The organism is Nocardia albiluteola (assembly GCF_018860155.1).
GTDB lineage: Bacteria > Actinomycetota > Actinomycetes > Mycobacteriales > Mycobacteriaceae > Nocardia > Nocardia albiluteola.
The window spans coordinates 315,834-340,511 of the sequence record NZ_JAHKNI010000005.1; the positions used below are offsets into that span (position 1 = coordinate 315,834).

Below are 24,678 nucleotides of genomic sequence, written 5' to 3' on the forward strand. Positions count from 1 at the left end.
ACCGGGGCGTTCGCAGGCTAGGGTTATGAGCACTGCCGAGGCGCACGCGTGATGGGCAGCACGACGAGCCGGGCGACAGCCCTCCAACCATGGGACACGCATGTACAACTGGAGTCTGCAGGACGCGATCGCGGCGTTCGTCCAGAGTCAGAAGCCGAACTTCCAGGCGCAGCACGACATCTACCTGTCGGTGCTCTACGCGTTCGTGGACATGCAGAGTCACCTGCTGACCCTGCTCGGCTTCCCGCCGGTTCCGTGACCGCACCCGTGGTCGATCGCACCGGATCGCGGCCCGAGGCCCGCCCGCCCGGGTGGGCGCTGGTCGGCGGGCTGCTGGCGGGCGTGCTGGCCTTCGAGGGCCTGCTGAGTTTCGCCGTCGAGGTGCTGTACCTGCCGGCCTATCTCGGCTCGACGCCCTTTCCGATCAGCGCGGCCTTCGCGGCCGTGGGCAATGTGCTGCTGGTACTGGGCATGGCCACCGTCGTCTCCCGGCCCGCGGCGATGGCGCTGCCGGTGGTGGCCTGGCTGATCGGGTTCGTCGTCTGCCTGTCCACCGGTCCGGGCGGGGACGTGATCCTCACCGACAGCTGGACCACTCCGTTGTTCCTGGCGTGCGGCGTCGTTCCCGCCGGGTGGGTGTTGTTCCGGCGCGCGTTTGTGCTGCCCGCCCGGGAGGCGGCGCGCAAGTACAGCAAGAGCTGACCGTCTGGGCTGCTGCCCGTTCATGCCCATCCGGACGATGAGACCATCGCCACCGGCGGCATCATCGCGCACTACCGGCGGCGCGGCACGCCGGTGACGGTGATGACCTGAACGCAATCGGTCACCGCCACGGTGGATGTCTCCGATGTGTTCGCCGCCGAGCGGGCCGCGCTGCGCGCCCACGCGACCCAGGTGAGCGTGGCGCCCTCGGGGCGGTCGCCCACCGGCTGCCTCGGGTAGATCTGCGCGGAGTTAATAGTATGCATTGACAGATGATGTATCTATGTAGATGATATGCCTGCGCATACGAAATCTCGGTTGGTTGCCGAGGATCGGCGTCGAGTGTGCCGCTGATGCGCGGTTGATCGATTGAGAAAGGACCCGATCGGTGGGTCATTACAAGAGCAATGTCCGTGACCTGGAGTTCAACCTCTTCGAGGTGCTCGGGGTGGATTCGGTCCTGGAACAAGGGGGCTACGGCGAGCTGGACGCGGTCGGCGTGCGCGACATGCTGCGGGAGGTCAAGCGTCTGGCCGAGGGGCCGCTGGGCGAATCGTACGCGGCGACAGATCGTCACCCGCCGACGTTCGATCCGCAGACTCATATCGTGAGCCTTCCTGAGCCGTTCAAGAAGGCCTTTCGGGCGCTGCAGGCCGGTGATTGGGCACTTGTCGGTGTCGCCGAGGAGCTCGGTGGCCAACCGGCGCCGCGGGCGGTGTCGTGGGCGCTGACCGAGATGATCGTCAGCGCTCAACCCGCCGCCCACCTGTACAATGCGGGGCCCGCGTTCGCGAACATCTTCTACAACAACGGCACCGATGAGCAGAAGAAGTGGGCTCGGAAGATCGCCGACCGCAACTGGGGCGCCACCATGGTGCTGACCGAGCCAGACGCCGGTTCCGACGTCGGCGCGGGTCGTACCAGGGCGATCCGGCAGGAGGACGGCTCCTGGCACATCGAGGGTGTCAAGCGCTTCATCACCTCGGGTGACTCCGACGACCTGTTCGAGAACATCATGCACCTGGTGCTGGCCCGACCCGAGGGCGCAGGCCCGGGCACCAAGGGTCTGTCGCTGTTCTACGTGCCCAAGTTCCACTTCGACTTCGACACCGACACCCTGGGTGAGCGCAACGGCGTGTTCGTCACCAATGTCGAGCACAAGATGGGTTTGAAGGCCTCGGCCACGTGTGAACTCACCTTCGGTGGTCACGGCGTTCCGGCCAAGGGTTGGCTGGTGGGCGAGGTGCACGACGGCATCGCGCAGATGTTCGACGTCATCGAGAACGCGCGAATGATGGTGGGCACCAAGGCCATCGGCACGCTGTCGACCGGCTACCTGAACGCGCTGCAGTACGCCAAGACCCGCGTGCAGGGCGCCGACCTGACCCGGATGACCGATGGTGACGCGCCGCGGGTGACCATTACGCATCATCCGGATGTCCGGCGCAGCTTGATGATGCAGAAGGCCTACGCGGAGGGTCTGCGAGCGATCTACCTGTACACGGCTGCGCACCAGAATGACGATGTGGCCCAGTTGGTTTCGGGTGCCGACTCCGACATCGCGTTCCGCGTCAACGATCTGCTGCTGCCGATCGTCAAGGGTGTGGGCTCGGAGCGGGCGTACCAGTACCTGACCGATTCGCTGCAGATCTTCGGTGGCTCGGGCTTCCTGCAGGACTATCCGATCGAGCAGTACATCCGCGACGCGAAGATCGACTCGCTGTACGAGGGCACCACCGCGATCCAGGCGCAGGACTTCTTCTTCCGCAAGATCATTCGGGACAAGGGTGTGGCACTGCGGCATCTGACCGGTCGGATCACTGCGTTCCTCGACAGCGAGAACGCGCTGGACACGCTCGGGACGGAACGCGCGCTGTTGAAGACCGCCCTCGAGGACGTGCACGAGATGACGATGGCGATGAGCGGCTATATGGCCGGGGCCCAGCAGGATCCGCGGCAGTTGTACAAGATCGGTCTCGCCTCGGTGCGTTTCCTGCTGGCGGTGGGCGACCTGCTGATCGGTTGGCGGTTGCTGCACAACGCCGAGGTCGCGCTCGAGGCGCTGCGGCGCGGGGCCGGTGGTGCGGATCAGCCATTTTATGAAGGCAAGGTCGCGGCGGCATCGTTCTTCGCCAAGAACGTCTTGCCGAGCTTGACATCCACCAGGTCGATCCTGTGCGAGGTCTCGATCGATGTCATGCAGCTCGACGAGGCGGTGTTCTGATATGGGCAGCGCCGAGCGTGTTGTCGGACTGGTCGTCGGGCCTGCGCGGATGGTGTGGCGGCTGTGGAAGCGTCATCGTCGGTCGGGCGCGCCCCTGTCCGACCTGGTGATCAGCAGTCGATGGAAACCGGGGCCCGCGACCGGGGCCCCAGGCCCGTTCATGATCAGTGTCACGCAGTACACGCCAGGCCACCTGTCCGATGTTGTGGATATCTGGCGGGCGTCGGAGGCGCTGGGCGACCAGTTGGTCGAGATCGACGGCGCGGTCGGTGTGATGACGTACGCCCAACCCGGACGCCGGCACGTCGGGTCGATCTCGATCTGGACCGACGACAAGGGCCTGGGGAAATTCATCGGACTGCCGTATCACATCGAGATCATGAACAAATACCGGCCGCGCGGCCTGCCGATCCGGTCGGCCAAGTGGTGGTCCGACGACGTCCGAATTTCCCAGGCACTGACCGAAAGCCTGCGCATGCTGGACGATCAGCCGGATCGCCGCCGGGTCAACCGGCCGAAAGCCCAGCCTTCGGCCACAGATGAATCCTGACGAGATCAGTACGGAAGAAAGAGCACCGGGCACATGGTGAGAACGGACATCAACGCGGGTTTCGGCGAGGTGCTGGGCCTCGAATACAGGGAAGTGACCGGCGATCGAGTGGCAGCCGAGTTCGTGCTCAACCCCACCTTGCATCAGCCCGACGGCATCGTGCACGGCGGTGTTTACTGTGCGGTGGTGGAGGCGTTGGCCAGCGTCGGCGGGTCCGAATGGTATGGCGACAAGGGACGAGTGGTCGGCGTGAACAACAGTACCGATTTCCTGCGTGCCATAGGCGACGGGATTCTCTACGGTGAGGCCCTGCCGGTGCATCGTGGCCGAAGCCAGCAGCTGTGGACAGTGACGATCACCGATGGCGAGGGCAGGCTCGTCGCCCGTGGCAGCGTTCGCCTGGCCAACCTCCATGCGGAAGATCGCTGACCACGGTGCGCGGCGCGCTCACGGGGTGCGGTCACGATTTGCCGTGGCGAGGAATCGGCGGGAGCAGGATCAGTCGGCGGTCAGGCGCTTGGCCGCGGCGGCGATGCGCTCGTCGGTCGCGGTGAGGGCGATCCGGACGTGGTCGGTGCCGGTCGGGCCGTAGAAGTCGCCGGGGGCGGCCAGGATGCCGCGCTCGGCCAGCCAATCCACGGTGGCGCGGCCGTTCTCGCCGCGGGTGGACCACAGATACAGGCCCGCGACGGAATGATCGACGCGGAAACCCGCCTGCCGCAAGGCCTCTCGCAACACCTTGCGGCGGGCGCGGTAGCGCTCGCGCTGGGCGTCCTCGTGCGCGTCGTCGCTCAGCGCGGCGGTCATCGCGGACTGCACCGGGAACGGCATGATCATGCCGGCGTGCTTGCGCACCTCGAGCAGTTCGCGCACCAGCGCCGGATCGCCGGTGACGAATCCGGCGCGGTAGCCGGCCAGATTCGAGGTCTTGGACAGCGAATGGATCGCCAGCAGGCCGGTGTGGTCGCCGTCGCACACCCGCGGATCCAGGATCGACACCGCGGGCTCGTCCCAGGCCAGGCCCAGGTAGCACTCGTCGGAGGCGACGATCGCGCCGCGTTCGCGGGCGAATTCCACCACCTTGCGCAGATGCTCGACCCCGAGCACCCTGCCCGTCGGATTGGACGGCGAATTCAGGAAGATCAGGGCCGGTGACTCCGGACCCAGCCGGGTGACCCCGTCCGCCCGCAGCGTTCGGGTGCCCGCCAGCAGCGCGCCCACTTCGTAGGTGGGATAGGCGATCTCGGGGATGACCACGAGATCCGCCGCGCCCAGGCCCAGCAGCCGTGGCAGCCCGGCGATCAGTTCCTTGGTGCCGATCGCGGGCAGCACCGCATCCGGCGCGATGCCCGTGACGCCGTACCGCCGCGCGAGCGCATCGACCGCCGCGGCGCGCAGCTGCGGGGTGCCGTGCGTGGCCGGATAGCCGGGCACGTCGGCGACCTCGGCCAGGGCCGCGCGGATCAGCGGATCGACGGGATCGACGGGGGTACCGACCGACAGGTCGACGATGCCGTCGGGATGGGTCGCTGCCCGCATCTTCGCCGAAGCGATGGTGTCCCAAGGGAAATCGGGCAGCAGACTGCTAACGGGGTGGCGCAACGGTGTTACTCGCTGGCCATCTGCGGCAGCGCGGCAATGAACGATGGGTCGAAATCGACCTTGCCGACCTTGGTGGCGCCGCCCGGCGACCCCAGATCGTCGAAGAAATCGACGTTCGCGTTGATGTACCCGCTCCACTGGTCCGGGGTGTCGTCCTCGTAGAAGATCGCCTCCACCGGGCACACCGGCTCACACGCACCACAGTCCACGCACTCGTCCGGATGGATGTACAGCATGCGACCGCCCTCGTAGATGCAGTCCACGGGGCATTCCTCGATGCACGCCTTGTCCTTCACGTCAACGCACGGTTCAGCGATGATGTACGGCACTGCCGCTCTCCTAGTCTGTTCTTGCCTGCGAAATACCTATTCCGCGCGCCCGCGCCAGGGTATCCCGGCACCTCACATTACTACTGGTCGGCCTTGCCTAACTCGGTACCGCGCGACGCCGCGGCGGCCAAGCGATCATCCTAGCCACCACGGCGCCGTATGCCGATTCCACCGGCTCGTCAGCCCACCGACAGCGGGACCGCGGAGAACTTGCGCCCGGGCCGGCCGTAGAGCGTGGTCCGCTCGCGGGCCGGACGGCCGATCCCCTCGGCGATCTCCTCCAACTCGGCCACGGTCTTCGCCGAGCCGTGCTCGGATCCGGCCATGCGCGAGATGGTCTCCTCCATCAGGGTGCCGCCCAGATCGTTGGCGCCGCCGTTGAGCATCACCCGGGTGCCCGCGACGCCGAGCTTGACCCAGCTGGTCTGGATGTTGGAGATCCGGCCGTGCAGCATGATGCGCGAGAGCGCGTGCGCGGCACGGTTGTCGCGGATCGTGGGCCCCGGGCGCGAGGCGCCGGCCAGATACAGCGGCGCGCTCTGATGCACGAACGGCAGCAGCACGAATTCGGTGAAACCGCCCGTCTCGTCCTGGATTCCGCGCAGCACGCGCAGATGCCCGACCCAGTGCTGGGGGTTGTCGACGTGGCCGTACATCATCGTCGAGCTCGAGCGGATGCCCACCCGGTGCGCGGTGGTGATCACGTCGATCCACGCGGAGGTGGGCAGCTTGCCCTTGGTGAGCACCCAGCGCACCTCGTCGTCCAGGATCTCTGCCGCGGTGCCTGGAATCGTATCCAGCCCGGCCTCTTTCAACGCCACCAGCCAGTCGTGGATGCTCTCGCCGCCGCGGGAGGCGCCGTTGACGATCTCCATCGGGCTGAACGCGTGCACATGCATCGAGGGCACCCGCTGCTTCACCGCCCGCACCAGATCGGCGTAGCCGGTGACCGGCAGCTCGGGATCGATGCCACCCTGCATGCAGACCTCGGTGGCGCCCTCGACGTAGGCCTCCCAGGCACGATCGGCGACGTCCTGCGCGGACAGGGAGAACGCGTCGGCGTCGCCCTTGCGCTGGGCGAACGCGCAGAACCGGCAGCCGGTGTAGCAGATGTTGGTGAAGTTGATGTTCCGGTTGACGATGTAGGTGACGTCGTCACCGACCGCGTCGCGGCGCAGCTGATCGGCGAAGGCGGCGATCGCGTCCAGTTCCGGCCCGTCGGCGGTGGCCAGGGCCAGGTATTGCGCGTCCGACAGGCCCGCGGGATCGCGCTCGGCCGCCCGCAGGGCCGCGGTCACATCGGTGTCGAGCTTGACCGGGGCCGACAGCGACAGCACCTGTTCGCGCACCGTGTCCCAGTCGCCGAAGGCGCCGAGGGATTCGGACTCCAGCCCGGAATCGCTGCGCGAGACCGTGTTGCGGCCCTCGGTGTCGATGGCGGTGTTGAGATCGACGCGGCCGACCGAGGACCAGTCCTGATCCGGCTCCTGCCACGGGCGGCCCTCCGGACAGATGTCGCGCGCCAGTCCGGTATCCGGATCGGCAAGGGCGGCAACATGTCCCGCCACCCGCGGATCGATCCATGGATGCCCGGCCCGAACATACTTGGGGTGTGCGGTGAGGCGCTCGGTGAGCGTGTATCCGGCCTGCGCGGTGACCTGGGCCAGGGTCTCCAGATTCGGCCAGGGCCGTTCCGGATTCACGTGGTCGGGTGTGAGCGGGGACACACCGCCCCAGTCGTCGATGCCCGACTCGATCAGCGCGCGGCATTCGTCCAGCGCTACCAGGTTCGGCGGCGCCTGGATACGCATCTTCGGACCGAGCAGCAGCCTGGTCACCGCGATGGCGGCGCGGAACTCCTCGAGACCGGCGTCGGGGGCGTTGCGCATCGCGGTGTCGTGCTTGGCCAGGAAGTTCTGCACGATCACCTCCTGCACGTGCCCGAATGCCTTGTGCGACTGACGGATGGCCAGGATCGACTCGGCGCGCTCGGTGATGGTCTCGCCGATGCCGATCAGGATGCCGGTGGTGAACGGCACCGACAGGCGGCCCGCGTCGGTGAGCGCGCGCAGGCGCACCGCGGGATCCTTGTCCGGGCTGCCGTAGTGGGCCTGGCCGCGCTGGGTGAACAGCCGCTCGGAGGTGGTCTCGAGCATCATGCCCATCGAGGGCGCGACCGGCTTGAGCCGGGACAGCTCCGCCCAGCTCATGACCCCCGGATTCAGGTGCGGCAGCAGGCCGGTCTCCTCGAGCACCCGGATGGACATGGCGCGCACGTAGTCGAGCGTGGAATCGTAGCCGCGCTCGTCGAGCCACTGCCGGGCCTCGGGCCAGCGCTCCTCCGGACGATCGCCGAGGGTGAAAAGCGCCTCCTTGCAGCCCAATTCGGCGCCGCGCCGGGCGATGTCCAGCACCTCGTCGGGCTCCAGGTACATGCCCCTGCCCGCGGCGCGCAGCTTGCCGGGCACGGTGACGAAGGTGCAGTAATGGCAGGTGTCCCGGCACAGATTCGTCAGGGGGATGAAGACCTTGCGGGAATAGGTGATCGGTAACGCGGCGCCCGCCGCGATGTGCGGGTACGTCTCGCGTAGGCCCGCATCGCGGACCCGGACCGCCGAGGTACACAGATCCGCCAGATCTGCTCCGCGTGCCTGCAGCAGCACCACGGCCTCGTCGAGATTGAGCGTCGCCCCGTCGCGCGCACGCCGCAGGGCACGGCGCATCGCCGATTCCGCGGGTGCGCTGGGCGGGATGCCGGGTTCAGGTAGATCCGTCACGCCCTCGATCATGCGCCAACCATCCGACAGTTCTCCCTTCGGTGCCTGTGACGTGAGACAACTCGGCGCCCCGGCAAGCTATTCCGGATCCGCCCGCTTTTGTTCCGAGCCGTCTGCCGTCGGTGGTTCGTGCCACCATGGGCGGTATGACAGACGGAGGGGTGGACAGTGCGCTCGACGGCGCCCGGTCGTTCGATCGGACGATCCTCGCGGAGCCGGCGTGGCGGCCGAGCCCGCGGGCCAAGCTGCTGTGGGCGCTGGCGCCGCTGCTCGGCTGGGCGGCGGTGCTGATCGGGGAGCTGATCTGGATATTCGTGGACGACTCGCAGCGGGTGTGGCAGCTCGTGATCGTGGCGGCGACGATCGTGCTGGGCGCGCTGAATGTGAGCGTGGTGCCGCTGTGGCGGTATGCGGTACATCGCTGGGAGATCACCGACGAGGCGGTCTACACCCGCACCGGGTGGATCACGCAGGAGAGCCGGGTCGCGCCCATCACCCGGGTGCAGACCGTCGATACCCACCGCGGCCCGCTCGAGCGGCTGCTCGGGCTGGCGACGGTGACCGTCACGACGGCGTCCTCGGCCGGTGCGGTGCGAATTCCGGCCCTGGATGTGCCGGTGGCGGAGCGGACCGTGGAACGGCTGACCGCGGTCGCGGCGGCGCATCGGGGGGACGCGACATGAGAGAGCGAGCAGTGATTCAGCCGAGCCTGGCCGAGGCGCCGTGGCGGCGGCTGGATCGCCGGATGTTGTTGCTGCACCCGGTCCGGGAGGTGGTGCGGTACATCCCGGTGCTGGTGGTCACGCTGATCGCGGGCAGCCGCAGCGACAATCCGGGGTGGGGCCTGGCCGTGCTGGCACTGATCGTCGGGCTGGCGGTGACCCGGTGGTTCACCACCACCTATCGGATCGGTTCGGAGACAGTGCAATTGCGACGCGGGCTGCTGCGGCGCAAGACGCTCACGGTGCCGCGCTCGCGAATTCGCTCGGTCGATGTGCACGCCGATCTGATGCACCGGCTGCTCGGCCTGGTCGTGCTGGCGATCGGCACCGGCCAGCGGGTGAGCAAGGAGGAGCGTTTCCATCTGGACGGCGTCGATGCCCGCCAGGTACCCGAACTGCGCGCGTTGCTGCTGCGTGAGGTGGAATCGCCTGCGGGGCAGCCGAATATCGTGACATCGACGCCGCAGCAGGCCACGGGAGCCGAGATCGGGCACTGGCAGCCGGGCTGGGTGCGGTATGCGCCCCTCTCGCTGAAGGGGCTGGCCGTCATCGGCCCGATCGTCGGTGTGGGATTCAAATTCGGTATCGCGGGGGTGCTGTTCAATTCGCACGTCGTCGACCGGCTCGGCAGCCGCGGTGTGCTGTTCATCGCGGGCGTCGTCGCGGTGCTGCTGGTGGGGCTCGTGGTCGTGCTGACCCTGGCCGACTGCCTCCGGTATCTGACAACGTATTTCGGCCTGCGGGTCATCGACGACGGCCAGACCCTGCACCTGCGCCACGGCCTGTTCACCACCCGCCAGACCACCCTGGACCTGGCCCGTCTGCGCGGTGCGACCCTGAAAGAGCCACTGCTGCTGCGCCTTGCGGGCGGCGCCGAGCTCGAGGCCATCATGACCGGCACCAGCGCCCGTCAGAAGCTCCTGCCGCAGGCGCCCCGGACGGCCGTCCACCGCACCCTGGCGCAGCTGCTCGCCGGCCGCGTCCCACCGGGCGGATCAACGGAGGCTCAGGTCACGGAACACGGCAGTGCGGCAACGAGTCCGGAGTCGCCCATCACCGAAGGCGGCAGTGCGGTTGGGTCGTCGGTCGACGGCGCGATCGCCCGGGATCGCGGCGAACTGCGCGGTGTCACAGATGATTTCGAGAACTCGGCGACGTCGGCCGGCCGGGGCGAGTTGCAGCCCGGCAGTGACCCGATCGGTAGCGGCAGTGTCGCAACAGCATTCGGATCGCCCGACGGGGCTCCGGCGATGGATGCCGCGGCTCCGGCGATCGTGGATCTGATTGGGCACGGGCCTCGTGCACATCGGCGGCGATTTACTCGGGCGCTGAGTCCGCTACTGGTGATCGCGCTGGTCATGGTGGTGATCGACCTCGCGGTCGTGTCGATTCCGCCATGGGCGTGGGTCGTGCTCGGTGTCGTTGCGGTGCTGGCCGTCGCGTTGGCACAGGACCGATACCGGGGACTGGGCCATGCGGTCATCCCCGGTGACGCATCCGTCCCGACCTGGCTGATCACGCGCCACGGGTCGCTGGATCGGGACCGCGACTGTCTCGAGGCGCCGGGCATCATCGGCTGGACCGTTCGGCAGACGTTCTTCCAGCGCCGTGCCGGGCTGGCGACGCTGGTCGCCGCGACCGCGGCGGGCAAGAAGAGGTACGAGGTGATCGACGTTCCACTCGCACAGGCATGGGCGCTGATCGACGCCGTGACGCCGGGCCGGCTGGGCCGCCGATAGTGTGCCGCCCGCTCCCATCCGGCCATCCGACCCGGGAGCGAGCGGGCTTGTCGTGAGTTCGTCGGGCCGGTGGATCCGGCGGCCGAAACACGCCAACTCGCGGCGATAGATGCGTCATGTATCTCGGTCGCGTTGAATGGTGCGCATGGTCTCCACACGCGAACCCGAGACTCGCGAACGACCGATTGCCGATCGTCGGCTGCGCAGGCAGCAGCGTGGGGACAAGTACCGGCTCACCGCGCTCGGTGGGTTGGCGGCGCTGTCGCTGGACGCGCTGACCAGCGTCGCCTACGGTCCCGAATCGATCGTGCTGGTGCTGATCGCGGCGGGCACATCGGCGGTCTCGTGGACGCTGCCCGTCGTGCTCGCGATCGTTGTGCTGCTCGCGGTGCTGGTGCTGTCGTACCGGCAGGTCATCGCCGCGCATCCGGACGGCGGCGGCGCGTATGCGGTGGCGAAGAAGGATCTCGGCGCGGGCGCGAGCCTGCTGGCCGCGGCCAGCCTGGTGGTCGACTACGTACTGACCGTGGCCGTCAGTCTCGCGGCCGGTGCGGCGAGCCTGGCCAGTGCCTTCCCCGCGCTCGCGCATCATTTGCTGGCGGTGACCCTGATCGGGTTGGCCGTGCTGACCGCGATCAATCTGATCGGTGTCGCGGAATCGGCGAAGGTGCTGATGCTGCCGACCATCGTCTTCGTGGCGGCGGTGCTGGCGGTGATCGTGTTCGGCTTCGCGCACACCCATCCGGTCGCCGTCATCGGCGCCGACAAGGGTCCGTTCCCGATTACCGACACGGTCGGAATCCTGTTGCTGCTGCGCGCATTCGCCAACGGATGTTCGTCGCTGACCGGCGTCGAGGCGATCGCCAATGCGGTGCCCTCATTCCGCACCCCCGCGGTGAAGCGGGCCCAGCACACCGAGGTGGCGCTCGGCGTGCTCCTGGGCGTGATGCTGCTGGGACTGTCGGTGCTGATCGGCCGGTTCCACACCGTGCCGCGCGGCGACGTCACGATCCTCGCGCAGCTCACCGCCGCCGCGTTCGGCACCGGGTGGCCCTTCTATGTCACCAATGTCGCGGTCACCCTGGTGCTGGTGCTGGCCGCGAACACGAGCTTTGGCGGCCTGCCGGTGCTGCTGTCCCTGCTGGCCAAGGACCACCGTGTGCCGCACATGTTCGGCATGCGCTCGGAGCGCCCGGTGTTCCGGTACGGGGTGGGGGCGCTGGCGGTCCTGTCCACGATCGTGCTGCTGGTGGTGCGCGCCGACACCCACCGGCTGCTGCCGGTCTTCGCGATCGGCGTGTTCATCGGATTCACGCTGAGTCAGAGCGGGCTGGTGAAACACTGGCGGCGCCAGCGCGGTCCGGGCTGGCAGTGGCGCGCGGCGCTGAACGGCTTCGGCGCGATCCTCACCGCCATCGCCGGGGTCGTGCTGCTGATCGAGAAATTCACCGAGGGCGCCTGGCTGCTGCTGATCATCATCCCGTTGCTGCTGCTGTCCTTCGCGCGGACCGAGCATTACTACCGTTGGGTCGCAACCCAACTCGGCATGGGCACGATTCCCCGGCGCCCGTCGGCGGAGGGCACCCGGGTGGTGGTGGTTCCGGTGGTGACCGTCAGTTCCATCACCGAGCAGGCCCTCGAGGCCGCCATGAGCATGGGTGGTGAAGTGCACGCCGTGGCGGCCGAAATCGACCCCGCCTCCACCAAGCGCCTGAGCACGCTGTGGAAGGAATGGGATCCCGGTGTCCCGCTGAAGGTGCTGCCCGCCCCGAACCGCAGCCTCACGGCCACGCTGGTCGGCTATGTCCGCAAACAATGCTCGAACGGCGGTTGCGTCACCGTCCTGCTGGCCCAGGTGGATACGCCACACTGGTGGCAACAGCTCCTGCACAACCCCCGCGGGCCCTTCCTCGCCGCCGCCCTCCGATCCCGCACCAATGCCGTAATCGCCACCCTCACCGTCCACTTGAAGTGAGCGGTCCGCGCCCGAATCCCTTGCGGGTGCAGCCGGATGGTGTCGATCGATCACCACTGCGGGCTGCGCACCACATACGAGCCTGTGCAGGCGTCGGTTCCGATGGGGCACAGGGTGGTTCGCGGAGCGGGCTCGGCGCGCCGGAGACCGGGGATTACCTCAGCGGATACGAATTGCTCCACCGTGCGCGGACGGAGCTCGAGGACGATGCCCCGCCGAATCTCGCCGCGAGTTCCGACGTGGTTACTTCGGCTGATCCGGACCGGCGGGTTCGATGCGTGGATCCGCGAATACCGTTGCATCGGTGCTGGATTCGCTCATTCGTGCGGCGGCCCCATCGGTGACGCGCAGTACGTAGAGCCCGGCGGCGGGGTCCAGCGGGATGAGGCCGTAATCGACATCCACCTCGGATTCGGTCAGCCCCAGGACCCGCACGGCGTCGTCGAGCGTCGAGCCCTCCGGAAGCCGGACGGTCAGCATCGGCATGGGACCCACGGTACTCGGGTGCCGGGCGGGCATCGGTCGTAATCCGCGTTGCCGGACGACGCGGCCGAATTGTGTGAGCCGCCGCATCGACGACGCTGTATCTGCACTGGAGTCGACGTCATGGCGCGTCGCCCGACGCGGCCGGATCGCCTCTGGAGACGAGCGAATCGGCCGCGCCCTCGACGTCCTCAGGTGCGGGTGGCCGCCGCCTTCTGGAGCTCGGACAGCAGCGCCGCCGCGTCGACGACACCGTAGCCGTAGTCGTAGTCGAATCCCGACGGATCGTGATGGATCGCGGTGCGCCGCACCAGGTCTCGCAGCTGGGCAGGGGACAGTGCGGTGGCCGGGTGGGTGGTGCGGATCGCGGCGATCAGGCCCGCGGCGACGGGGCAGGCCGCGGAGGTGCCGGTATCGGGGTCGTTCGCGCCGAAGACCGTGGAGCCGGCGAAATGGGTGTAGGTGCAGACGTCCGGCTTACGGTCGGACAGGCGGCCGGGGCCCTGCGAGGAGTAGCCGACGCGCTGGTTGTGGGTGTCGACGCCGCCGATGCTCAGCACGCTGGGGCTCGAGTTGGCGCCGCCGATCGGGTGGTCGGTGAAGCCGCAGCGCGCGTCCGGGCAATCGCGCCCGCAGTTGCCCGCGGCGAACAGGATGTCCGCGCCCGCGGCGTCCAGCGAGGCGACAATGACGTTGAACGGATGATTGGGGTTGTCGGAGTAGTTCCCGGGCTGGCCGACCGGGAAATCCCACTGCGGGGAGAACGAACCCCAACTGTTGCTGATTACCAGCGCCCGGGAGGCCGCGGGCTGGTCGTTGAGCACCGTGCGCAGGTGCGCATAGGCGGCCACGGCATCGGACAGCAGTCCGTCCATGGTCGAGCCGCCCTGCTTGGTACTGCGCATGACCGGAAGATCCAGGTAGGACGCCTGCGGCGCGGCGATCAGCGCGTCGAATGCGCACATGCTGCCGTGGTCGACCGGGAACTGGCCCGCGGATCCGGTGACGCCCTGCGGATTCCAGCTGCGCGCGGTGTCGATCGTGAACGTCCCGCCGCGCACCTTGTTCACCTGTGCGGCATTGATTCCGGTGTCGACGACGGCCAGGGCCACCCCGTGGCCGGTGAGCCCGGCCGCGGCGAGATCGGTTGTGTGCAGCAGGTTTTGGACGTCGTTCCAGGTGCCGACGGCGGGATCGCCGCCGCAGGTGAACACGGGCTCGATGACCGGGTCCGCGAAAACCCCGGTGACATCGGCTGATTGGGACAGCCGGGCGAGGGCGTCCTCGGCGACATCCCCACGCACCAGCACGGAGGCGACCGACGGATGCAGCAGGTAGCCGGCCGGTTCGACGGCCTGGCCCGGGCCCGGCACGCCGACCGGGGCATAGTCGTGGTCGAGGGTGAATCCGGGCAGTGCGCCGGCGACGTCGCGGGGGGCGACCTGCGTGGCGGGGTCGATGACGGCGGAGATCAATTCGGTTGCGGGGCGAAGCTGAATGACTACGCGCATGCCGACCATCCTGCCCGGTGGTTCGAGATTGCGTCCGGTGAGTCCGGGAATGTGCTGGTAGACAAGGGATCCCGCTACACCAGCGGCAGTCCGAACCGCCGTCGCATCCGCATGTCCCAGAGGTAGGTGTTGAGCGGGGCCGCCCGCAGCACCGGTGGCAGCCGGGTCCACGCGGCCGAGATGGCGCGCAGGACGAGCCGGAAGCGGCGCTCGTCGCGGGCGGTCCAGGTCATGCCCATCTCGTCGCGGAGGTGCTGCGGCAGCAGCGCGGTGACCGTGAAACGGTGAAAGCGGCTGAATGCCACCTGGAGTGGGCGCGGGAGCATGCGCAGGTCGATGAGGTCGTTGAAGTAGTCGCGCATCGGCTGGTCGATGGTCCGCTTGGCCAGGTTCTCATCCCAGTAGCGGTAGAAGGCCTCGCGGTTCGGCGGCCAGCTCTCCGGGCGCATCTGCAGCGTGGTGCCCAGGCGGGCGCTGTAGCGGTAGAACTCCTCGGTCGGAGAGGGTTCCATCGGGCCGCGCATGCGCTGGTAGAGATCGTCCACGCCCCAGTACAGGCAGGCGGCCACCCACAGCTGCAGGTCCGGGTCGAAGGCGTTGTACTTGATTGCCGCGTCCGGCTTCGAATGGATCGGCCGGTGCGAGCGGTTGACCGCCTCGCGGTAGGCCGCACGATCGGCCTCGGTGCCCATCCAGGCGACGGCGAGGTAGGTGAGCGTGGTGCGCAGCCGCTTGAGCGGATGCAGGGTGACCTTGCCGCTGTCGACCGGGCTCTCCAGCACGCCGTAGCCGACCGGCGGGTGGCTCAGCTGCATGATCACGTTGGCGGCGCCGCCGAGGAAGGCCGCGATGCCGTCCATGTGTTCGCGGACCGTTGCGGGGGTAAGTGCCACCGGGGTGGGCTCGGGCTGGGGGTGTAGCGGGGCGGCGGCGGTCATCGTCGACTCGAATCCTCGGTCCTCTTCGCGCCGCGAGGCGGAAGTAATGTGAGAAAGTTCCTATATCACCTTCTCATCGAGAGGTGGACCTGTCAAACGTCACCGCCGTACAGTTGCGGTTGTGCGATGACTTTCCTGCCATCGTCTCGTGCAGGTGAGAGGGGATCCGTGATGACCAAGCTGGCCGGATTGTTACCGCTGGTGCGCGGCACGGACCCGGAGGATCGCAACCAGACCACGGTGCTCGATGCGGCCCTGCTGGCCTTCCTCGACTTCGGCATCAAGCGCACCAGCATGGTGGAGGTGGCGCGGCGCGGCGGGCTGTCGCTGGCCACGCTCTATCGGCGCTTCGCCGGGAAGTCCGATCTCATCCAGGCCGTCGGCCTGCGGCAGGCGCGCGGATTCATCGATGAGGTCGACGCGGCCGTGCAGCGGCAGATCGATAGCGATGCCACCGCCGAGGACCAGATCGTGGAGCTGTTCGTGGCGTTCGTGCACGGCCTGCGCGGCAATCGGCTGCTGGATCGGCTATTGAAGACCGAGCCGGAGATCGTGCTGCCATACCTGACGGTGCGGGGCGCGCCGGTCATCGAGCTCGGGCGTGACTATCTGGCCGAGTTCATTGTCCGGCTGCAGCGCGAAGGCAAACTGCCGCACTATGATCCGCTGCCGCTGGCGGAGATGGTCGCGCGCAATTCGCTGTCGATGGCGCTGACGCCGCAGACGGTGATCCCGCTCGACGACGACGCCGCACTGCGCCGCTTCGCCCGCGATCACGTGGTACCCGGCTTCCGGATTCCCTGATCGCCGCGGGCGAAAGCCTTCCCCGGCCGGACCGGGCCGCGGCACGGGTTCGTGGCGGCCGGAGGGTTGCGCGCGCTTGGTAGGTTGGGCTGCGTGCCACAAGGGTCTTTGCCGCTGCTGCAGTCGTTGAATCCCGCCGCCGTCGCCGCCGGGGACGATATCCCCGATGCGGTGACGATCGACGGGCACACCCTCTCGCGCAGCGACCTGATCGGCGCGGCGACCTCGGTGGCCGAGCGGGTCGCGCAGGCGGAACGGGTCGCGGTGCTGGCCCGCCCGACCATGACGACCGTGCTCGCGATGGTGGGATGCCTGATCGCCGGGGTCACCGTGGTGCCTGTGCCGCCGGATTCGGGGCCCGCCGAGCTCGCGCACATGCTGGCCGATTCGGGCGCGCAGGCCTGGGTCGGCGCGGCGCCCGACGGGACGACGCTGCCGGTGATCCCGGTGCGCACGCACGCCCGCTCGTGGCACAGATATCCCGAACCGCGTCCGGACACAACGGCTTTCATTCTCTACACCTCCGGCACCACCGGCGCGCCCAAGGGTGTGCTGCTCTCGCGCGGCGCGATCGCGGCGGGCTTGGACGCGCTGATCCAGGCGTGGGCGTGGACCGCCGATGACGTTCTGGTGCACGGACTTCCGCTGTTCCACGTGCACGGCCTGATCTTGGGCGTGCTGGGCCCGCTGCGGGTGGGCAGCCCGCTGGTGCACACCGGCAAGCCGACCCCGGCCGCCTATGCCGCGGCCAAGGGCACGATGTACTTCGGGGTGCCCACGGTGTGGTCGCGGGTCGTCGAGGATCCCACCGCCGCACGGGAATTGGCGAACGCCCGGCTGCTCGTGTCGGGCAGCGCGCCCCTGCCGGTGCCGGTGTTCGAGCGGCTGCGCGAGCTGACCGGGCACGAGCCGATCGAGCGTTACGGCATGAGCGAGACCATGATCACGCTGTCCACTCGCGCCGACGGGGAACGCCGTCCCGGGTGGGTCGGCACGCCGGTCGCCGGTGTGCGGACGCGCCTGCGCGACGAGGCGGGCGAGCCGGTTCTGCACGACGGGGAGAGTATTGGGGGACTGCAGATCACCGGCCCGATGCTGTTCGACGGCTATCTGAATCGCCCCGAGGCGACCGCCGAGTGCTGGACCGAGGACGGCTGGTTCCGCACCGGCGACGTCGCGGCGATCGATGCGGAGGGTTTCCACCGGATCGTCGGGCGGGAATCGGTGGACCTGATCAAGTCCGGCGGCTTCCGGGTCGGCGCGGGGGAGATCGAGACCAGTCTGCTGGGCCATGCGTCGGTCGCCGAGGTCGCGGTGGTAGGCCTGCCCGACGACGATCTGGGCCAGCGCATCGTGGCGTTCGTGGTGCCGCGCGCGGATTCCGGTGAGTCGCTCGAATCGGCGTTGATCGACCATGTGGCGCAACAGCTCTCGATCCACAAGCGGCCGCGCGAGGTCCGCCTCGTGGCATCGCTCCCACGCAATGCCATGGGCAAGGTGCAGAAGAAGCTGCTCACCTGACTCCCGCCCGGCGTGTCGGGGATCCCGCTTGACCTCGAGTGCGGTTCAGCTTCTAGGGTTGTCGCATGATCGCACGACTGTCGCCCGCCCAGATCGACTATCTGCGCAGCCAACGGCTCGGACGGCTCGCTACGATCCGTCCCGACGGCTCGCCCCAGAACAATCCCGTCGGCTTCCGCTACAACGAGGCGCTGGACACCATCGATATCGCGGGCCACAACATGGGCGCCTCGCAGAAGTTCCGCAACCTGGCATCGGAGGAGCGGGTGTCGTTCGTCGTCGACGACATCAAATCCCTCGACCCGTGGCAGGTCCGCTGCCTCGAAATCCGCGGCACCGCACAGCCCCTGCGCGGCGTGGAGTCCTATATCCCCGGCGGCACCCCGGAGCTGATCCGCATCACCCCGGAGCGAATCCTCGCCTTCGGCATCGAATAGGCGCGAGATCGACTGCCGCGCAACCGGGTTCCGTCGGTGTAGCATCGCGATGATCTTCGCCGACGGCTTGGGAGGGCAGAGACGGTGTATTTCACGGGCATCGGGCCACCGGAACCGGAGGCTCCACCGGAACCGGCGGCCGGGCGCGATCACGGCGTGGCGCCGGGATGTCTGCTGGTGGCCTCGCCGGGACTCGTCGAGCCCGAGTTCGAGCGCACCGTTCTCTACGTCGTCGAGCACAACGACGCGGGTACCCTTGCCGTCAAACTCAACCGGCCGAGCGATACGGCCGTGCGCGACGTCCTACCGAACTGGGATCACCTGGTCGCCGCGCCCAAGGTGTTCTTCGCGGGCGGCCCCGTCAAACGGGATGCGGCACTGTGCATTGCCGTGCTCCACAGCGGTGTTCGGGCCGAGGGCGATGGTGAGCTGCGTTCCCTCGGCGGGCGCCTGGCCCTGCTCGACCTCGATGCCGACCCCGCGCGGATCACCCCACTCGTGGACGGAATCCGGATCTTCGCCGGCTACTGCGGCTGGCTGGCCGGCGATCTCGGCCCGGAGATAGAACGCAACGACTGGATCGTGCGACGCGACGACGGGGTCGTGCAGGGGGCGACCACAAGCCCGATCACGGCAGACCCGACCGATCTGTGGGCGCAATTCCCGCAGCGCTGACCGAGCGAGCCACGCCCCGCACGGCGGATCCCACTGGGATGCAGTGCGGGGCGGGGGATCTCAGTTCGCGTGCAGCGCGGCGTTCAGCTCGACGCCGGTGCCCTTGCGGCCCACGACCTCCACCGCACCCGTGAGCGAGTTCCGCCGGAACAACAGGTTGGACTGGCCGGTCAGCTCCGAGGCCTTGGCGGTGCGGCCGTCGGGGAGGGCGACCTTGGTGCCCGCGGTGACGTACAGACCCGCCTCGACGATGCAGTCGTCGCCGAGGGAGATGCCCAGGCCCGCGTTGGCGCCCAGCAGGCAGCGCTCGCCGATCGAGATGACCTGCTTGCCGCCGCCGGACAGGGTGCCCATGATCGAGGCGCCACCGCCGACGTCCGAGCCGTTGCCCACCACGACGCCGGCGGAGATGCGGCCCTCGACCATCGACGCGCCGAGCGTGCCGGCGTTGAAGTTGACGAAGCCCTCGTGCATGACCGTGGTGCCCTCGGCCAGGTGCGCGCCCAGGCGGACCCGGTCGGCGTCGCCGATCCGCACGCCCGCGGGCAGCACGTAGTCGACCATGCGCGGGAACTTGTCGACGCTGTACACGGTGACCTGGCCGTGGGCGCGCAGCTTGGCGCGCACCAGCTCGAACTCCTCGACCGCGCACGGCCCGCGGTTGGTCCACACGACGTTGGCGAGCAGCCCGAACTGACCCTCGAGGCTCAGGCCGTGCGGGGCCACGAGGCGGTGCGAGAGCAGATGCAGCCGCAGGTACACCTCGTGCGCGTCCGCGGGGGCGGCGGACAGGTCGGCGATCGTGGTGCGCACCGCGACGACGTCGACACGGCGCGCCTCGTCGTACCGGATCAGCTCGGCGTACTGCGCGTATTCGGGATCGGCCGGGCTCAGCTTCTCGGTGCCGGTGGTCTCGAACTCGCCCAGTTCCGGGTACGGAAACCAGGTGTCGAGAACGGTGCCGTTCACGGTCACGGTCGCCAGGCCAACTGCGGATGCTCCCTGAATACTCACGTCGCCGAGTGTATGGGTCGCCGCTGGTCCGGGGGATTCGTGGGTCCGTCCGAAGTAGCCGGCCGCTCGATACAGGGAAGTAAGCCAAACAAACAATTAGGGTGGTACGGGTGACCCTCGATCTACGCGCCGACCCCATCTCCCTGACCGCCGCTCTGGTCGACATCCCGAGCGAATCCAAGGACGAGGCGGCGATAGTCGACGCGGTGACGTGGGCGCTGCGCGAGCAGACGACGGGTTTCGAGGTACTGCGCAGCGGTAACACCGTGCTCGCGCGCACCAACCGCGGCCTGCCGACCCGGGTGATCCTGGCCGGGCACCTGGACACGGTGCCGATCGCGGGCAACGTGCCGAGCCGGTACGAGGTGCGCGAGGGAGAGCAGATGCTCTGCGGCTGCGGCAGCGTCGACATGAAGTCCGGCGACGCGGTCTTCCTGCACCTGGCCGCCACGGTCGCCGATCCGGTCTGCGACCTGACGATGATCTTCTACGACTGCGAGGAGATCGCCGCCGAATTCAACGGCCTGGGCCGCATCGAACGTGACCTGCCGGACTGGCTCGAGGGTGACCTTGCCATCTTGGGCGAGCCGTCGGGCGCCTGGATCGAGGCGGGCTGCCAGGGCACGCTGCGCGCCCGGCTCACCGTGTCCGGCACCCGCGCGCACACCGCGCGAGCCTGGATGGGGGAGAACGCGATTCACGATCTGGCCCCGGTGCTCGAGCGCCTGAGCGAATACACCCCGCGCCAGGTGGACATCGACGGCTGCGTCTATCGCGAGGGCCTGTCGGCGGTGCGGGTGGGCGGCGGCGTGGCCGGTAACGTCGTGCCCGACGAGGCCACCGTGGACGTGAACTTCCGCTTCGCACCGGATCGTTCGCTCGACGAGGCGACCGAGCATGTGCGGCAGGTGTTTTCCGGCCTGGACCTGAAGTTCGAGCGCACCGACGGCGCGCCCGCCGCGCTGCCGGGCCTGTCCGCGCCCGCTGCGAAAAGCCTTGTCGAACAGGTGCATTCGCACGGTGGCGGCGGTGTGCGGGCCAAGTACGGCTGGACCGACGTCTCCCGCTTCGCCGCCCGTGGCATCCCGGCGGTCAACTTCGGCCCCGGCGACCCCAACCTCGCCCACACCGTCGACGAACACGTCCCCACCGCCCAGATCACCACGGTCACCGACATTCTGCGGGGGTACCTCACGGGCGCGTGAGGACCACAGCTCGAGAGGTTTTCAACCGCCGTAGCGAAGCGGAGGCAAATGCTTCAGTGTCGATCATTACAGTGGGGCGCATGTCCAGCGATGCCGAGCCCGTAGTGTCCCGAGTGCAGAAGTCCACGCCGAAGTTCCGCGGCCCGATCATGCTGCGCGGGGATCGCAAGCGAGGCACGGAAACCACCGATCAGCATCTGCTCGACGGGCGCGGGCCCACCGATTGGGTGCACACCGATCCGTGGCGAGTGCTGCGCATTCAGAGCGAATTCGTGGAGGGCTTCGGCGCGCTTGCCGAAATTCCAAGGGCCATCACGGTTTTCGGATCCGCTCGGACCCCCGCCGACCATCCCGAGTACCAGGCCGCGCGGGCAATCGGGGGTGCGCTCTCGCGTGCCGGATTCGCGGTGATCACCGGCGGCGGCCCCGGCGTGATGGAGGCCGCCAATCGCGGCGCACACGAGGCGGGCGGGTATTCGATCGGCCTGGGCATCGAACTGCCGATGGAGCAAGGGCTGAACGAGTGGGTGGATCTGGGCATCAACTTCCGCTACTTCTTCGCCCGCAAGACGATGTTCGTGAAGTATTCCCAGGCGTTCGTCTGCCTGCCGGGCGGATTCGGCACCCTCGATGAGCTGTTCGAGGCGCTGACCCTGGTGCAGACGCGCAAGATCACCCGGTTCCCGATCGTGCTGTTCGGCACCCGGTACTGGTCGGGCCTGCTGGACTGGCTGCGCGATTCGCTGCTGGATTCGGGCAAGATCTCGACCGCCGATCTGGGCCTGCTGCACGTCACCGACAGTGTGGAGGAGGTCGTCGACATCGTCGCGCACGCGGCGGAGAGCCACGTCGAGGATGCGATCGGGACGGAGGACAAATGGTGACGAACGGTCCGTACGCGGTCTGCGTCTACTGCTCGGCAAGCATCCAGGACGGCGCGCAGCTGCGGCTTGCCGTGCAGGTCGGCACCGAAATCGCCCGGCGGGGTTGGCACCTGGTCTCCGGCGGCGGGCACGTGTCGATGATGGGGGCGGTCGCCACCGCGGCCCGCGCCGGCGGGGCGCGCACCATCGGGGTCATTCCCAAACAGCTCGTGCACCTCGAGGTCGCCGACGTCGGCGCCGACGAACTGATCGTCACCGACACCATGCGCGAGCGCAAACAGGTCATGGAGGACCGCGCCGACGCCTTCCTGACCCTGCCCGGCGGCATCGGCACGCTGGAGGAGCTCTTCGAGACCTGGACCGGCGGCTATCTGGGCATGCACAACAAGCCGCTGGTCGTGCTGGATCCGATGGACCACTACCGCGGGCTGTTCGCCTGGCTCGGGGAACTGCGCGCCGGTGGGTTCGTCGGGAAAACGGCCCTGGACCGGGTTACCGTGACCGCCGATCTGGCGCACGCGTTCGACGCGCTGCGCCGGCTGCCGGACTGATCTGCGACTTCCGCTGGAGGAGACCGTGAGTAGTAACGCCTCGACGACCGTGTCCCTGCTGGACCTGGTCCGTCACCTGCCCGAAATGGCGGCGGACGCGCCCGGACTCCTGCGCGGCGCCGCCGGAATGCTGGTGCGCCCCGACGACAAGGTGTCGGTCGGGCTCCATTTCCAGCGGGCCGCCGCGGCCGTGCCCGATCGCGTCTTCCTGCGGTTCGAGGGCCGCGAATACACCTACGGTGAGGCCAACGTAGAGGTCAATCGCTATGCCGCGGTTCTGGCCGAGCGCGGTGCCGGCCGCGGTGACGTGGTCGGCGTGCTGATGACCAACCGGCCCGAGACGCTGTTCGTGGTGCTGGCGACGGTGAAGCTGGGCGCGACGGTGGGGCTGCTCAATCACCACCAGCGCGATCGGGTGCTCGCGCACAGTTTCGGGCTGCTCGGCAGCGCGGTCAACGTGATCGGCGAGGAGTGCGGCGAGGCGCTGGATTCGCTGCCCGAACCCCCGGTGAACCTGCTGTTCACCGCGGAACTGACCGAGCTGGCGCGTATTGCGCCGGCCACGAATCCGCCTGCCTGCGAACAGGTTACCGCGCGCGAGCGGGCCTTCCTGATCTTCACCTCGGGCACCACCGGCCTGCCCAAGGCCAGCGTGATGACGCACCTGCGCTGGACCAAGAGCATGGCCGGGCTCGGTGGGCTCGGCGTCCGCCTGCGCAAGGACGACACCCTGTACTGCTGCCTGCCGCTGTACCACAACAACGCGCTGACGGTGGCCCTGAGCTCGGTGCTGGGCGCGCGAGCGAGTTTCGCACTGGGACGGAAGTTCTCGGCCTCGGGCTTCTGGAACGAGGTGGTCGCGACCCGGGCCACCGCGTTCATCTACATCGGCGAGCTCTGCCGGTATCTGCTCAATCAGCCCGAAAAGTCCGTCGAGCGCGAGCATTCCGTGCGCCTGGCCGTCGGCAACGGGCTGCGGCCCGAGCTGTGGGACCAGTTCCGGGAGCGCTTCGGCATCCGCCGGATCGTCGAGTTCTATGCCGCCAGTGAGGGAAACGTCGCGTTCATCAACGCCTTCGGCGTCGATCGCACCGCCGGATTCGGCCCGCTGCCGTACGCGATCGTGGAGGTCGACGACGTCACGGGCCGTGCGCGCCGCTTCCCGGACGGGCGGGCGCATCGGGTGCCCGCGGGCGGTACCGGACTGCTGCTGGCGAAGGTGACCGACCGCGCGCCGTTCGACGGTTACACCGACAAGTCCGCGACCGAGTCCAAGCTGGTGCGCAACGCCTTTCGCGACGGCGACTGCTGGTTCGACACCGGAGACCTGGTGCGCGACCAGCATTGGCATCACATCGCCTTCGTCGACCGGCTCGGCGACACCTTCCGCTGGAAGGGCGAGAACGTCGCGACCACCGAGGTCGAGGGCGCTTTCGACGGTGCGCAGGAGATCACCCAGGCGGTGGTGTACGGCGTGGACATCCCCGGCGCCGACGGCAAGGCCGGGATGGCCGCGGTGACGCTGCGCCCCGGCGCGAGCATCGACGGCCGCGCTCTGTCCGCCCGGCTGCACGACCGCCTACCCGGTTATGCGGTGCCCCTGCTGGTGCGAGTCGTCGAGGAGCTGGAGACCACCAGCACCTTCAAGAGCCGCAAGGTCGAACTCCGCAAGCAGGGCTACACCCCGGACGCCGACACGACCCTCTACGTGCTCGCGAGCCGCACCGAGGGCTACGTCCCGTTCTACGACGCCTACCCCGACGAAGTCGCGGCGGGCACCGTTCCCAGGTCCTGAAAGCCGAACCACTACCGACCACCGGCCGCCGAGGCAAGTCCCGCGGCACTTTCTCAGGCGATGCCACGGGAACAACTGATCTCGCATGAACATGGGTAACTCACCGGGGACGGGCCCAACCTGACCCGGCCATCAACCGCCGGCCCGACGAGCAGGCCTTGTCGCAAGCAACGTCACGCTGAAGGCGCGGGGAGGCGGGGGAGCGGCGGGGGAGCGGCGCGGGGAGGCGGGGGAGTGCCC

Annotated in this window: 25 protein-coding genes; 17 read left to right on the top strand and 8 right to left on the bottom strand. The window is 68.5% G+C overall.

Features of this window, described 5'->3' with window-relative positions; translation table 11 throughout:
- Positions 1-100: 100 nt before the first annotated feature.
- The 3 genes from KO481_RS17335 to KO481_RS17345 are packed head-to-tail and all read left to right on the top strand — an operon-like array spanning position 101 to position 813.
- The gene (locus tag KO481_RS17335; protein ID WP_215918191.1) at positions 101-259 is read left to right on the top strand and encodes a hypothetical protein; all 159 of its coding nucleotides are present in this window, start codon (positions 101-103) and stop codon (positions 257-259) included.
- Positions 256-702, top strand: a complete 447-nt coding sequence (locus KO481_RS17340) for a hypothetical protein (RefSeq protein ID WP_308166652.1) — start codon at positions 256-258, stop codon at positions 700-702. The genes KO481_RS17335 and KO481_RS17340 overlap by 4 nt, the downstream gene beginning before the upstream one ends.
- A gap of 12 nt (positions 703-714) precedes the next feature.
- Entirely contained in the window at positions 715-813 is a 99-nt protein-coding gene (locus KO481_RS17345; protein WP_372452072.1) for a PIG-L family deacetylase, read from the top strand.
- Here the strand turns inward: KO481_RS17345 and KO481_RS17350 are convergent.
- Positions 774-968, bottom strand: coding sequence for a hypothetical protein (locus KO481_RS17350; RefSeq protein WP_215918192.1), 195 nt, complete (start codon positions 966-968; stop codon positions 774-776). The genes KO481_RS17345 and KO481_RS17350 overlap by 40 nt on opposite strands.
- Positions 969-1,090: 122 nt before the next feature.
- Between KO481_RS17350 and KO481_RS17355 the strand changes: the two genes are divergently transcribed.
- The 3 genes from KO481_RS17355 (at position 1,091) to KO481_RS17365 (ending at position 3,905) form a co-directional block, all read left to right on the top strand.
- Entirely contained in the window at positions 1,091-2,926 is a 1,836-nt protein-coding gene (locus tag KO481_RS17355; RefSeq protein ID WP_215918193.1) for an acyl-CoA dehydrogenase, read from the top strand.
- 160 nt (positions 2,927-3,086) lie between these two features.
- A complete protein-coding gene (locus KO481_RS17360) occupies positions 3,087-3,476 on the top strand; it encodes a hypothetical protein (RefSeq protein ID WP_215918194.1) in 390 nt (129 codons plus the stop codon).
- A 36-nt stretch (positions 3,477-3,512) separates the two neighbouring features.
- A complete protein-coding gene (locus KO481_RS17365; RefSeq protein WP_308166653.1) occupies positions 3,513-3,905 on the top strand; it encodes a PaaI family thioesterase in 393 nt (130 codons plus the stop codon).
- Positions 3,906-3,974: 69 nt separating this feature from the next.
- Here KO481_RS17365 and dapC read toward each other — a convergent pair whose 3' ends face one another.
- The 3 genes from dapC to KO481_RS17380 form a co-directional block, all read right to left on the bottom strand.
- Positions 3,975-5,078, bottom strand: a complete 1,104-nt coding sequence (gene dapC, locus KO481_RS17370; protein ID WP_281066113.1) for a succinyldiaminopimelate transaminase — start codon at positions 5,076-5,078, stop codon at positions 3,975-3,977.
- 5 nt (positions 5,079-5,083) lie between these two features.
- A complete protein-coding gene (fdxA, locus tag KO481_RS17375; RefSeq protein ID WP_215918197.1) occupies positions 5,084-5,407 on the bottom strand; it encodes a ferredoxin in 324 nt (107 codons plus the stop codon).
- A gap of 179 nt (positions 5,408-5,586) precedes the next feature.
- Positions 5,587-8,196 (bottom strand): bifunctional FO biosynthesis protein CofGH, encoded by a 2,610-nt coding sequence (locus tag KO481_RS17380; RefSeq protein ID WP_215918198.1) that lies wholly within the window; start codon positions 8,194-8,196, stop codon positions 5,587-5,589.
- Positions 8,197-8,330: 134 nt separating this feature from the next.
- Here KO481_RS17380 and KO481_RS17385 point away from each other — a divergent pair, with 134 nt between their 5' ends.
- The 3 genes from KO481_RS17385 (at position 8,331) to KO481_RS17395 (ending at position 12,620) form a co-directional block, all read left to right on the top strand.
- Positions 8,331-8,867, top strand: a complete 537-nt coding sequence (locus KO481_RS17385; protein WP_215918199.1) for a PH domain-containing protein — start codon at positions 8,331-8,333, stop codon at positions 8,865-8,867.
- Complete coding sequence (locus tag KO481_RS43090; RefSeq protein WP_245401051.1) at positions 8,864-10,645, top strand: PH domain-containing protein; 1,782 nt, start codon at positions 8,864-8,866, stop codon at positions 10,643-10,645. Before KO481_RS17385 ends, KO481_RS43090 begins: the two co-directional genes overlap by 4 nt.
- Before the next feature lie 145 nt (positions 10,646-10,790).
- Positions 10,791-12,620 (top strand): APC family permease, encoded by a 1,830-nt coding sequence (locus KO481_RS17395; protein ID WP_215918200.1) that lies wholly within the window; start codon positions 10,791-10,793, stop codon positions 12,618-12,620.
- A gap of 243 nt (positions 12,621-12,863) precedes the next feature.
- Here KO481_RS17395 and KO481_RS17400 read toward each other — a convergent pair whose 3' ends face one another.
- The 3 genes from KO481_RS17400 to KO481_RS17410 all read right to left on the bottom strand — a co-directional run bounded on the left by KO481_RS17400 (position 12,864) and on the right by KO481_RS17410 (position 15,552).
- Positions 12,864-13,106, bottom strand: a complete 243-nt coding sequence (locus KO481_RS17400; protein ID WP_215918201.1) for a hypothetical protein — start codon at positions 13,104-13,106, stop codon at positions 12,864-12,866.
- 188 nt (positions 13,107-13,294) lie between these two features.
- A complete protein-coding gene (locus tag KO481_RS17405; protein WP_245401052.1) occupies positions 13,295-14,614 on the bottom strand; it encodes a S8 family peptidase in 1,320 nt (439 codons plus the stop codon).
- Positions 14,615-14,688: 74 nt separating this feature from the next.
- Entirely contained in the window at positions 14,689-15,552 is an 864-nt protein-coding gene (locus KO481_RS17410) for an oxygenase MpaB family protein (protein ID WP_215918203.1), read from the bottom strand.
- Between the two features lie 171 nt (positions 15,553-15,723).
- Between KO481_RS17410 and KO481_RS17415 the strand changes: the two genes are divergently transcribed.
- From KO481_RS17415 to KO481_RS17430, 4 genes are all read left to right on the top strand, one after another.
- Positions 15,724-16,356 carry a TetR/AcrR family transcriptional regulator gene (locus tag KO481_RS17415; protein WP_215918204.1) on the top strand — a complete coding sequence of 211 codons (633 nt, stop codon included), beginning with the start codon at positions 15,724-15,726 and terminating at the stop codon, positions 16,354-16,356.
- A gap of 93 nt (positions 16,357-16,449) precedes the next feature.
- Positions 16,450-17,877: an acyl-CoA synthetase gene (locus tag KO481_RS17420; protein ID WP_215918205.1), complete on the top strand. Its 1,428-nt coding sequence runs from the start codon at positions 16,450-16,452 to the stop codon at positions 17,875-17,877.
- A 65-nt stretch (positions 17,878-17,942) separates the two neighbouring features.
- Positions 17,943-18,314, top strand: a complete 372-nt coding sequence (locus KO481_RS17425) for a PPOX class F420-dependent oxidoreductase (RefSeq protein ID WP_215918206.1) — start codon at positions 17,943-17,945, stop codon at positions 18,312-18,314.
- 99 nt (positions 18,315-18,413) lie between these two features.
- Entirely contained in the window at positions 18,414-18,989 is a 576-nt protein-coding gene (locus KO481_RS17430) for a YqgE/AlgH family protein (protein ID WP_215918432.1), read from the top strand.
- A 60-nt stretch (positions 18,990-19,049) separates the two neighbouring features.
- Here KO481_RS17430 and dapD read toward each other — a convergent pair whose 3' ends face one another.
- Positions 19,050-20,003, bottom strand: a complete 954-nt coding sequence (gene dapD, locus KO481_RS17435) for a 2,3,4,5-tetrahydropyridine-2,6-dicarboxylate N-succinyltransferase (protein WP_215918207.1) — start codon at positions 20,001-20,003, stop codon at positions 19,050-19,052.
- Positions 20,004-20,113: 110 nt separating this feature from the next.
- Here dapD and dapE point away from each other — a divergent pair, with 110 nt between their 5' ends.
- The 4 genes from dapE to KO481_RS17455 all read left to right on the top strand — a co-directional run bounded on the left by dapE (position 20,114) and on the right by KO481_RS17455 (position 24,438).
- Positions 20,114-21,208, top strand: coding sequence for a succinyl-diaminopimelate desuccinylase (dapE, locus tag KO481_RS17440; RefSeq protein ID WP_215918208.1), 1,095 nt, complete (start codon positions 20,114-20,116; stop codon positions 21,206-21,208).
- 80 nt (positions 21,209-21,288) lie between these two features.
- A complete protein-coding gene (locus KO481_RS17445) occupies positions 21,289-22,092 on the top strand; it encodes an LOG family protein (RefSeq protein ID WP_215918209.1) in 804 nt (267 codons plus the stop codon).
- Positions 22,086-22,643, top strand: coding sequence for an LOG family protein (locus tag KO481_RS17450; RefSeq protein ID WP_215918210.1), 558 nt, complete (start codon positions 22,086-22,088; stop codon positions 22,641-22,643). The genes KO481_RS17445 and KO481_RS17450 overlap by 7 nt, the downstream gene beginning before the upstream one ends.
- 25 nt (positions 22,644-22,668) lie before the next feature.
- Positions 22,669-24,438 carry a long-chain-acyl-CoA synthetase gene (locus tag KO481_RS17455; protein ID WP_215918211.1) on the top strand — a complete coding sequence of 590 codons (1,770 nt, stop codon included), beginning with the start codon at positions 22,669-22,671 and terminating at the stop codon, positions 24,436-24,438.
- Positions 24,439-24,678 lie beyond the last annotated feature (240 nt).

Bases quoted from the DNA above. Each gene is read 5' to 3' on its own strand.
- KO481_RS17335 (WP_215918191.1), top strand. From the start codon at position 101: ATGTACAACTGGAGTCTGCAGGACGCGATCGCGGCGTTCGTCCAGAGT.
- KO481_RS17350 (WP_215918192.1), bottom strand. From the start codon at position 968: ATGCATACTATTAACTCCGCGCAGATCTACCCGAGGCAGCCGGTGGGC.
- KO481_RS17360 (WP_215918194.1), top strand. From the start codon at position 3,087: ATGATCAGTGTCACGCAGTACACGCCAGGCCACCTGTCCGATGTTGTG.
- KO481_RS17380 (WP_215918198.1), bottom strand. From the start codon at position 8,196: ATGATCGAGGGCGTGACGGATCTACCTGAACCCGGCATCCCGCCCAGC.
- KO481_RS17385 (WP_215918199.1), top strand. From the start codon at position 8,331: ATGACAGACGGAGGGGTGGACAGTGCGCTCGACGGCGCCCGGTCGTTC.
- KO481_RS43090 (WP_245401051.1), top strand. From the start codon at position 8,864: ATGAGAGAGCGAGCAGTGATTCAGCCGAGCCTGGCCGAGGCGCCGTGG.
- KO481_RS17395 (WP_215918200.1), top strand. From the start codon at position 10,791: ATGGTCTCCACACGCGAACCCGAGACTCGCGAACGACCGATTGCCGAT.
- KO481_RS17400 (WP_215918201.1), bottom strand. From the start codon at position 13,106: ATGCCGATGCTGACCGTCCGGCTTCCGGAGGGCTCGACGCTCGACGAC.
- KO481_RS17405 (WP_245401052.1), bottom strand. From the start codon at position 14,614: ATGCGCGTAGTCATTCAGCTTCGCCCCGCAACCGAATTGATCTCCGCC.
- KO481_RS17410 (WP_215918203.1), bottom strand. From the start codon at position 15,552: ATGACCGCCGCCGCCCCGCTACACCCCCAGCCCGAGCCCACCCCGGTG.
- KO481_RS17415 (WP_215918204.1), top strand. From the start codon at position 15,724: ATGACCAAGCTGGCCGGATTGTTACCGCTGGTGCGCGGCACGGACCCG.
- KO481_RS17425 (WP_215918206.1), top strand. From the start codon at position 17,943: ATGATCGCACGACTGTCGCCCGCCCAGATCGACTATCTGCGCAGCCAA.
- KO481_RS17445 (WP_215918209.1), top strand. From the start codon at position 21,289: ATGTCCAGCGATGCCGAGCCCGTAGTGTCCCGAGTGCAGAAGTCCACG.
- KO481_RS17450 (WP_215918210.1), top strand. From the start codon at position 22,086: ATGGTGACGAACGGTCCGTACGCGGTCTGCGTCTACTGCTCGGCAAGC.